General features: G+C 32.5%; 1 CRISPR repeat array.

The features are described from left to right. Positions 1 to 7 precede the first annotated feature (7 nt). A CRISPR array of direct repeats spans positions 8 to 625; the repeat unit is 29 nt; unit sequence GTTTTATCTGAACTATGAGGGATGTAAAT. Between the last annotated feature and the right edge of the window lie 27 nt (positions 626 to 652).

The raw sequence follows: 652 nt of genomic DNA, 5'->3' as shown, positions 1-652 counted from the left end.
ATACCTCGTTTTATCTGAACTATGAGGGATGTAAATTGTTACTTTGAACCCAAGCATTTCACACAGCTTTCTTAGTTTTATCTGAACTATGAGGGATGTAAATGTTGTTATTACGACAAATTACGGCATAGATAAGTTAAGTTTTATCTGAACTATGAGGGATGTAAATTTTATGGTGTGATATTGAAAATACACAAGATTACCAGTTTTATCTGAACTATGAGGGATGTAAATGTATCAGGTTAAATGCAAACTTTACAAAAATGACGGTTTTATCTGAACTATGAGGGATGTAAATATCTTCTACGGTGCACTTAATGAAGGTGCTATATTTGGTTTTATCTGAACTATGAGGGATGTAAATTTCTAATCGTATCTAAAGATACTTTTGTTGTATCTGCGTTTTATCTGAACTATGAGGGATGTAAATACACAAAAATTGTTCATGGGATATCCAATTGTTGTGTGTTTTATCTGAACTATGAGGGATGTAAATTTCGCTGTTTTCTAACTTACCGATGTATTTGCCGTGTTTTATCTGAACTATGAGGGATGTAAATTAATTAAGAGCTTCCTTTTCAAGCATTGACACAAACGTTTTATCTGAACTATGAGGGATGTAAATAAAGTGCAACCAAATCTCCTTGCTTTA

It is taken from the genome of Thermoanaerobacter sp. CM-CNRG TB177 (assembly GCF_018588165.1).
In the GTDB taxonomy this organism is placed as follows: Bacteria; Bacillota; Thermoanaerobacteria; order Thermoanaerobacterales; family Thermoanaerobacteraceae; genus Thermoanaerobacter; species Thermoanaerobacter thermocopriae.
Note: the sequence above shows the minus strand (reverse complement) of the source record. Positions and strands in the feature narration are given on the sequence as shown.